General features: G+C 69.9%; 6 protein-coding genes. 2 read left to right on the top strand and 4 right to left on the bottom strand.

All coding sequences use genetic code 11. The features are described 5' to 3' along the window. The 3 genes from ACFQ36_RS17715 to ACFQ36_RS17705 form a co-directional block, all read right to left on the bottom strand. Positions 1-1,865: glycosyltransferase (locus ACFQ36_RS17715; protein WP_377015995.1), on the bottom strand; the 1,865-nt coding region annotated here is incomplete at its 3' end. Positions 1,866-1,879: 14 nt separating this feature from the next. Beyond that, positions 1,880-3,163: a polysaccharide pyruvyl transferase family protein gene (locus ACFQ36_RS17710; protein ID WP_377015993.1), complete on the bottom strand. Its 1,284-nt coding sequence runs from the start codon at positions 3,161-3,163 to the stop codon at positions 1,880-1,882. A gap of 199 nt (positions 3,164-3,362) precedes the next feature. Continuing rightward, positions 3,363-6,209 (bottom strand): GH25 family lysozyme, encoded by a 2,847-nt coding sequence (locus ACFQ36_RS17705; protein ID WP_377015991.1) that lies wholly within the window; start codon positions 6,207-6,209, stop codon positions 3,363-3,365. A 305-nt stretch (positions 6,210-6,514) separates the two neighbouring features. Between ACFQ36_RS17705 and ACFQ36_RS17700 the strand changes: the two genes are divergently transcribed. Continuing rightward, positions 6,515-6,901 (top strand): hypothetical protein, encoded by a 387-nt coding sequence (locus tag ACFQ36_RS17700; RefSeq protein WP_377015989.1) that lies wholly within the window; start codon positions 6,515-6,517, stop codon positions 6,899-6,901. Between the two features lie 2 nt (positions 6,902-6,903). Continuing rightward, positions 6,904-8,745, top strand: a complete 1,842-nt coding sequence (locus ACFQ36_RS17695; protein ID WP_377015987.1) for a glycosyltransferase — start codon at positions 6,904-6,906, stop codon at positions 8,743-8,745. Here ACFQ36_RS17695 and ACFQ36_RS17690 read toward each other — a convergent pair. Then, positions 8,732-9,170, bottom strand: a 439-nt coding sequence (locus ACFQ36_RS17690; protein ID WP_377015985.1) for a hypothetical protein, incomplete at its 5' end; no start/stop codon positions are given. The two genes, ACFQ36_RS17695 and ACFQ36_RS17690, sit on opposite strands and share 14 nt — an antisense overlap.

Here is a 9,170-nt window from a genome sequence, read left to right as displayed (position 1 = left end):
GGGGCCGGCTTGCCGGGGCGGGCGGGAGGCTTTGCCGCGCCGGGCTTGGCCGGCCGCTTCAGCGGCCCGAGGACGCCGTCCTTGGCGCGCAGCGGCAGCTGGCAGCCGGCGTGTTCGCAATCGATGTCCAGCACGAACGGCGGGACGGCAGGTTCCGCGGAATCCGCGGGGGACGCCGCGGGGATCGGGTTCGGCAGCCGGATGGCCAGGTTCCCGTCCGGCCGCACCGTGTGCTCGAGCCGGCGCCGCCGGCCGGAGACCTGCAGGGCGACGCCGCGCACGGCACCGGCGCCCTTGGGCAGCTTCAGTTCCAGCACGCCGTCGTCGTACGCCGCGACCTTGGCGGCGGTGGCCCGCGGCCGCGGGCCTTGGCGGATGCTCAGGTTCCCGCTCGCCGTCGTATACGCCTCCAGGTAGGTGCGCTGTCCGGTGTCCGGGGCCAGCAGGACGACGGCGCGGGCCCTGGCGGCATCCTCGGCGCGCGGGTAGCTCGCGCGGCTGGCGGCCAGGGTGCGGGTACCGTCGGCCAGCACCAGCCGGGCATCCCAGATCACCGGGGGCTCCGGTGCCTGCGGCAGCAGTTCCGCGCCGCAGACGAACTGCCAGCGGGAGCCGCCCAGCGGTGTGCCGATGACACTCGCGGTGACGGGGGAGGAGCCGCGGCTCGTCAGCTCCAGTACCGGCGGCACCAGGGCCAGCCCGGGCAAATCGAACAGCGGCGACTCCAGCCGGTAGGTGGCGGCCAGTCCTTCCACGGTGGCAGACAGCTCTTCGTGCTCGTGGGGCAGCCGCCAGGTATTTTGGACCTGCCGCGTGCCGGCCGGGATGAGGCCGTTCAGTTCGGGGCCCAGGTCGAAGTACAGCCTGCCGCGCTCGGTGGTGTAGGCCGGGCCGTCCGCCAGCTGCCGGTTGAGTTCGGCCAGCTGTGCGCTGCTGCCCCGGCGGGCGGCGGCGAGCCGCAGCCGCGGGACGTCGGCGGCTTCGGCAAGGTCCTTGGACCGCATGTTGGGCAGCACCGCCTGCCGGATCTGGCGGAGGAAAGCTTCCTGTTCCTCGGCCGGAGCTGCCATGAACGGCGTCCCCAGGGCGGGGGCAAGCGTCCGGAAGATCACCCGGCGGAAAAAGGCGTAGCGCCGGATGCCCGGAATGGTGTTGGCCGAGATAATCTCCGCCAGCCGGGTAGTGGTCAGCAGCTTGTTCTGCAGGGTCTGATGCTGCCGGGAGATGTTGCTGCCGTCCTGCCGGCCGCGCACATAGTGATAGTCGTAGTCAGCCAGGATGCTGATCCTGCGGGCCGCAAAATAGCACTGGGAAACGAAGACCTGGTCCTCGCCCTGGACCATGTCTTCGGGAAAGGAAATCCCGAGCCGCCGGATCAGCGATGTGCGGAACAGCTTGCAGGGGCCGAGCACCTGCCAGGCGTTATCCCGCAGCAGGTCGGCGTCGTAGACGGTGGCCTCGTAGGCACCCTGGTAGACCGTTCGGTTCTCGCCGACCATGCGGCCCAGGACCACATCCGAGCCGTGCTCGCGGGCGGCGGCCACCATCCGTTCCAGCGCCTCGGGGGCGAACCAGTCATCGGAATCCAGGAAGAAGACGAATTCGCCGGTGGCCGCCGCCATGCCGCGGTTGCGGCCGACGCTGGGCCGGCCGGAATTTTCCTGCCGCAGCGCCACCAGGTTCGGGTGCTCCGCACGCAGGGACTGCAGGTAGTCCCAAGTGCCGTCGGTGGAGCCGTCGTCGACAACGATGATTTCGATGTCCGGCTGCGGCAGCGTCTGGCGGAAGAGGCTGTCCAGGCATTCCTGCAGCAGTTCGAGGCAGTTGTAGGTGGGAGTAACGATGGAAACGGTGGGCGTGCTCACTTCTTGCCTTTGGTTCATGCCGGCACGGACGCCGGGAATGCATCCTGCAGCGGCTCCAGGCTGACCACGTCGCGGGGACGCCTGGCGCTCCGGGCCAACGCGACGAAGTCAGTGGTTCGGATCTGCTCGGCGGGAACCGCTGCTTCGGAGACTTCGCCGCGCTCCAGCACGGTGAAGAAGTCCTCGAACTTGAAGCCGTCCCCGTGCAGCTGGTGGTCACCGATGCGCAGCCAGGTCCACGGCACGCCGTAGGCGTGGGCAACGATGATGCCGTGCAGGGACGTGGAGATGCAGTGGCTGGCGCTGGCGATCTGGGCCACCACGCGTTCCAGGCCATTGGCCACGTTGACCACGTGGAGGCCGGGCCCCTTGACGCCGGCGAAGTGGGACTTGTGCGCATAGTGCGGCACGATCGCGACCTTGCCGGCGCTTTTGGCCGACCGCTCCGGTTCCAGGTAGCGCGGCAGCAGCAGGGCCGGGTCGCCGTAGACCGCGGGAACATCCCAGCCGAGTTTCGTGGTGAGCTCGTGGCGGGTGAGCCTGCCGCGGACCGCGTGGATGGCTGCCGGTTTGTTCGGCCCGATCCGTGCCGCCTTCTCGTCGCCGAGGGGATTGATGATGCCGGACCCCCACAGCTGGTGCCCGGGCGCGTCCAGGTGTCCGACGACCGATCCGACGGTAAAAAGCGATGGCTGCCGGGGCTCGATCCATTTGCTGTTGATCACGGGGCGGCCGGTCATTTTCTGCACCAGCCATGGGCCGGCGGTGTCCCCGAAGTTCGGCTTGAGGTCCCACCAGTAGGTCGGTACGTGGCTGCCGGGGACCGGCCGCTGCGAAGCCGCCTCGTGCGGCAGGACCTGCAGCAGGTCCGCCAGCCAGTGCATGCGCTCGAGCGTGTCCCGGACCACTTGGGAGCGGCTGCCCCGGGCTGCCGGCCACTGCCGCAGCACATGGCGCTCGCCCTTGTCCCGGACCATCGGGGCCAAACCGATCAGCGAACTGCGCAGGACCCGGGCACTGAGCGCATCGCGCCCCACCACGGACAGCTCCACCATGCCGGCCTTCAGGCGCAGGTCGAACGCGTAGGCCAGCGGGTCCGCTTTGAACTCCAGGCATATGCAGGTCTCGGAATGCCTGTGGATCCGGGCCAGACCGGGCAACCGCGCGGCGCGCTGCCCCAGCCGGCTCTGGAGGGACCGGAGGGGATCCGGGTCTGCCAGCCGCCCGTAGGCGCGGACCAGCCGCTTCGCCTGGGTCCGCAGGACGGTGGCAGCGGTCGGAGGGCCGTTAAATTGCATGGCGGTATCGTGCTGCCTTTCGCGCGTTGCGGATGCCGGCTGCAGGCCGCGGTGACAACCACGCCGAGCAGGGTCGAGCCGGTCCTTGGTCCAGCGGCCTCCGCAGAGGCCGCCCGTACTTGCCTCCGGCGGTGCGGAGGGCCGGAGGCAAGTACCCATCATATAGTGCGCGGCGCGGGGTCCCTCCCAACTTCGGCCGTCAGAGCCGGCCGGCGGACCTTCGGGACAGCAGTCCGCTGTGCTGGAACTGCGTTCCTGCATAGAACCAGCCGGAGCCGGTGGGCTTGGTCACCACCAGGTCGTTCTTGCTGTCGCCGTCGAAGCGTCCGACGCCGAGGATCCGGTTAAAGCTGTCCCAGCCACTGGACGAGAGCCGGCGTTCGGCGGCAAACCAACCCTTGGTCGCCGAATGCTTCCGGTAGCCGGCCAGCAGCCAGAGCGAGCCGTCCTGCTTCCGGGCGACGACGTCTCCGGTGCGGTCCCCGTTGTAGTCGCCCACGGCGGTGAGCAGGCTGTAGCTGCGCCAGCCGCTGTCGGCCTGGGACTTCTTCCCGGTGCGTCCGGTTCCGGTGCCGGCATAGAGGTAGACGGCGCCGCTGCCGTTGACGGCGACCAGGTCCTGCCTGCCGTCCCCGTTGACGTCGCCGGCGCCGAGCAGGGAGGTGAACTGGTTCCAGCCGCTCCTGCCGATCTGGATCTTGGCCCTGAACACGCGTTCGCCGGCGGAGACCCTGCCGGTGCCGCGGTAGAGCCACAGCGAGCCCTTCTGCCCGCGGGCCAGGATGTCGTTGCGGCCGTCCCCGTCGTAGTCGTTGACCCCGACCAGCAGGTTGAACTGGTTCCAGCCGCTCTTGCCGATCATGGTCCGGGCACCGTAGCCGCCGCGGCCGTTGCCGGGGGCAAACCACAAGGAGCCGCTGGGCTTGCGCGCCAGCAGGTCCGGATCCCCGTCCCCGTTCAGGTCGCCGGCGGCAATGACCAGGTCATAGGTCTTCCAGACCGAGTCGCCCGCGCGGACCGGCTTGGTGGCGAGGCCCCTGGATTCCTTCATCTGGGTGCCGGCGAAGAACCCGAGCCCGCGGTCCGGCAGCGTCACGAGCACATCCGCCTTCCGGTCCCGGTTGTTGTCGCCGAGGCCGAGGATCTGGGTGAACTGGTTCCAGCCCTCGGGGGCAACCTGTTTCGAGGCCGTGAAGGCACCGTTCAGGCTGGACTTGCCGGTTCCGGGGAACACCCAGAGGGAGCCGTCCGGCCTGCGGCCCAGGAGGTCGGCCTTGCCGTCCCCGGTGAAGTCTCCGGGGGCGGCCAGCTGGTTGTAGCCGCTCCAGTTGGAAGCGATTTTGGTCCGCGAACCGAAGGCCCCGGTGCCGCGGCCGGGAAAGACCCAGGCCGAGCCGTCCGGGAGCGTGACCACGACGTCCCGCTTGCCGTCCCCGGTCAGGTCCCCGGGCACCAGGATGGACTTGAACTGGTACCAGCCGCTGGACGCCACCTTCACCCCCTTGGCAAGGGTGCCGCCGGAGGTGCCGGCGTGGAACCACAGGGAGCCGTCGGTGTGCCGGGCCAGCAGGTCCGGGCGCTTGTCCCCGTCCAGGTCCCCGGCGCCGATCAGGGCGTTGTATTTCTGCCAGCCGCTGCCGAGCTTCCGGGGCGTGCCGAAGCCGCCCTTGCCGTTGCCCGGATACAGCCACATGGTCCCGTCCGTGCGGCGGGAGAGCAGGTCCGCATTGCCGTCCGCGGTCAGGTCTCCGGGAGTGGCATTGCGCAGCTTGTAGTCATAGAGGCCGGCGAAGTTCTTCAGGGCGGTCCAGCTGCCGCGCCAGACATTGGAGTCGCCCACGAACGGGCCGGAGGAGCTGTACTGCCAGATGTCGTAGGACGTCCAGCCTGCCGGCAACCATGGGGTTCCCTGGGTGTAATGGGCCACGTGCAGGGGGTGGTTCTTGAAGGCGGTGCTGTTGCCGGTGCAATGGTTCCACCAGTCCGCCGTGGTGTAGATTGCCGGGACACGCCCGGTGCGGGCCTTGATGGTGTCGGAGAATTCCTTGATCCAGGCCACCATCTGCCGCGGGCTCATGTTGTAGCAGGTGTTGCCCAGCTCCGGATACGGGTTGTACTCGATGTCCAGCAGCGGCGGCAGCGTCCTGCCGTCGGCGGACCAGCCGCCGCCGTTGTTCACGAAGTAGTTGGCCTGTGCGTTGCCCGAGGAAACGTTGGGGATGGCGAAGTGGTACGCGCCGCGGATCATGCCCACGCGGTAGGAGCCGGTGTACTGTTCGGAGAATTCCGGGTTCTTATAGGAGAGCGCCTCGGTCGATTTCACATAGGCGAACCGGGCCCCGTAGTTCCACTCGGTGGTCCAGTTGACGTCGGGCTGATGGCTGCTGACGTCGATGCCCTGGATCCCGTCCGGGCGCCACTTGTTCCGGTTCGCCGCGGGCACCGCGGCCGCCGGCCGCACCGCCGCAGTGCGCTCGATGTCCAGCTGCTCGAGCGTGTCCTTGAGCTCCTCCTGGACTTCCGGCTCCGCCAGCTCCTCCACCCGCTCGGTGCGCTGTTCCAGGCCATGGCCCATTTCCGCGCCGTGGTCCCCCTGGAGCACCGCCAGCAGCTCCAGCAGCTGTTCCTGCGAGAGGTCCTCGACGGGCACCTCGACGTCGGCCTCCAGCTTGTCCGCCGGATCCGGAACCGGCGTTGCCTCCGGGGTGGCTTCGGCCGAAGGGGCCGCCGTCTGCGCAGCCGTCTCTTCCGGTGCCGGTTCGGGTTCCGGCAGCAGCTGGCCGGTTTCCACCGGTTCCGGGGATGCCTCCGCCGTTTCGGAGGGCGCGACGGCCGGGTCCAAATCGTCGCCGGCGCCCTCCGGCGCGCCCGTTCCGAGGGCGGTGCTGGTGGCCGCCGGAGTTGGTTCGCTGTCGGCCGCGCCAGCCGGCGGGGCGGCGAGCAGCCCGGCGATCCCGAGGGAAAGCGCCGTCAGGCCCGACACGAACGGGGGGCAGGACCGGCGTAAGGTGCGGCGGCGGGCGGGAGACTGGGTGCGAGGGTTCATAGGGGTACTCCGTCTGGTTCCGGCCGCGGGCGGAAGGAACCAGCTGTCCGGCAGGACGTAGGCATGCGGGCGAATGGCTTTTTCACCGTAACACTGGAGTTAAAAGAGTGAACAGAGTGTCGTATGTGTGTTTGCCGTTGTGACCGGACCGTGACCTTCGGCAGGTCCGCCCGGGCGGAGCGGAGGTGTTTGCCCCTGTCAAGGGCGCGGGCGGATCCATACACTGGGTCGGGAGCACATTCGGGCAACACATTGTGGCAACACGTTCTTGGCAACGGGATTGCCGAGGTCCAAGGGGGACGGCTATGCAGCAGGCGGGACAGGGCGGGTTCGAGTTCGAAGCGGTCAGCGTGACCGGGGACGGCATGCTGCTTCTTGCCGGCAGCCTCGGTCCGGCACCGGGGGCAGGCCCGGTCGGGGCCGCCTTCGCCGTGGTCGAACGGCGCAGCCTGGCGGAACGGGAATTCCCTGCCAGCCTCGACGGGGGCCCGGCGGGCGGCACGGCGGTCAGGTGCACCATCCCGCTGGCGGCGCTGGCGGCCCCCGAGGATGAGCTGCTCGACCTCTTTTTCCTGCTGCGCGGACCCTCGGGAACGGTCCGGACCCGGGTCGCCTGGCAGCCGGAGGGCCTGAACTGGCTGCCGTATCCGACGAAGTTCGGCAATCTCAGCTTCAAGCGGAAGGGGGCCTGAGCATGGCGGAGGACCGGGAGCCCGTGCTGCCCGCGGGCAAGTACTTCATGGTGCTGTGGGGCATCGCGGACAATTTCGGTGGCATGACCGCGATGAGCCTGCACCGGGCGGGCGCCTTCCGGCAGCACGGCGGCCGGGAGGCTGCCATTGTTACCTTCGAGCCGAAGCCGAGCTATGCGTCGACGCTGCAGCGGCTGCGGGACCAGGGCAAGATCGATCCCGGCGTCGAGGTGTTCAACGTCTTCCAGTACTACCGGCAGGCCGCACTGGAGGGCCGGGCCGGTGCCGCGCCGGAGGTTCCTGCGGACGAGGGGACCGCCGGGGTGCCCGAGGTGGTGTTCGACCCCGGGGGCCGGGTGTTCATGCGCACGCTGATGCGCCCGGACGGCGAGACCTTGGCGCGCCGGATGTACTACCGGGAGGACGGCAGCGAGTTTTTCCGGGACGAGGCACCGGTCAACGCTGCCGGCCATTCCCTCGGGAGGTACCTGACGCTGCTGGACCGCAGCGGGCAGGCGGTCGGGCGCTGGCGGAGCGCAGGGGACTTCTACCGGCACTGGCTGCGCGAGCTGGCCGCGGGCGAACGGACCGTTTTCGTGGTGGACAGCGCGGTGGCCGCCGGGGTGGTGGCGCCGCTGCAGGCGGGCCACATCCTCAAGTTCGTGGTGGTGCACAACAGCCACATCGCCGGCGGCGGGGATCCGTTCCAGGGCAAGCTGGCGGGAACCCGCAAGGGCATCTTCGAGAACAGCGCCGCTTGGGACGGGCTGGTTTTCCTGACCCGGCGCCAGCGCGAGGACTACGAGCAGCGCTTTGGCACCGCCACCAACCTCTTCACCGTCTCCAACCCGAAGCCGCGTGCCGCCACCTTGCCGCCGTTCGAGGACCGCCAGGCCAACCGCGGGGTCATGGCGGTCCGGCTCGAGCCGCAGAAGAACCTGGCCGAAGCCATCGACGTGATGGCGGCAGTCCACCGCCGGCTGCCCGGTGCCGTGCTGGATATCTACGGCACCGGCTCCCAGCGCGAACAGCTGCAGGCCAGGATCGACGACGCCGGCCTGGCCGGCGTCGTGAGGCTGCGCGGCCACGCGCCCAACGCGGCGGACCAGTTCGAAACCGCCAGGTTTTCCCTGCTGACCAGCCGCTTCGAGGGCCAGCCGCTGGCCCTGATGGAAAGCCTGGGCCGGGGCTGCCCGCCGGTTTCCTACGACATCCGCTACGGTCCCAGGGACGTGGTCGAGGACGGCCGCAACGGCTTCCTCGTGCCGCCGGGGGACACCGAGGCCGCGGCCGAACGGGTGGTCCGGCTGTGCACGGACGACCAGCTGGCCCGCAGCCTGGGCGAAGCTGCCTGGGCAGGCAGCGCCAAGTTCTCCGACGAGGCCGTGATGGCGCAGTGGGCGCAGGTCATTGACCAGGCCTGGCGGCAGGTTCCGGACCGGCTGCTGGTCCCGGGGCTGGATTTCGTGCTCACCGAGCTGACCCTGCACGCGGCCGGCGGACTCAGCTTCCGCGGCGACCTGACCTGGGCCGCGGATGCCGGTTCCGCGGCCCAGGATTTCCTCGAGGTCAACCTGGTGATCGGCCGGCGCACCGTGGGTCCGCCGGCATTCGTCCCGGGTGAGGTCCTGCAGCGCGAACCCGGCCGGCTGCGGATCCAAGCCGGGGCCGGCGCGGCCGAACTGGACCGCGGGGTGCCGGCGGCCAACAACGAATTGGACATTCTGCTGCAGGTGCACGGGCGCAACGTGCTGCGCACCTTCCGGATCGGCTTCCCCGGTCCGGCCCCGTCCTGGCGCCCGTATGCGACGTTGCACGGATCGCTGAGCCTCAAGCACGCCTGAGCCGGTCTTGGACCGGACTGTGCGGTTCCACCAGCGGGCGGGCCAGGAACCGCACCGGCGGGCTGGCCGCCAGGGCACAGAACAGCACGGACGCGGCGAGGAAGGCCAGGGTGCGCACGGTGGGCGGGCCCAGCTCCACCAGCGGCGATGCCCCCACGATGGTCAGCAACGGCAGGTGCAGCAGGTACGGGTACATGGTGTGCCGGCCGGCGGCCGCGGTCCACGCGCCCGGCAGCGTGGGCACCCCCGGCCGGCCCGGCAGCACCAGCATGAAGCCGGCAGCCATCACGGTTCCCACGGCGAGGACCAGCAGCCGCACCATCATGCCGTCCACGCCGCCCAGGCCGAGCTCGGCATAGCCGGCGTCGCCGAGGAAGGGCCGGCGCCAGAAGTCCCGGCCCTGGACAACCACCACCAGGGCACCG

The sequence above is a fragment of the Arthrobacter sp. GCM10027362 genome, assembly GCF_042679445.1.
Classification (GTDB): domain Bacteria; phylum Actinomycetota; class Actinomycetes; order Actinomycetales; family Micrococcaceae; genus Crystallibacter.
This window is presented reverse-complemented; position numbering and strand designations above follow the sequence as displayed.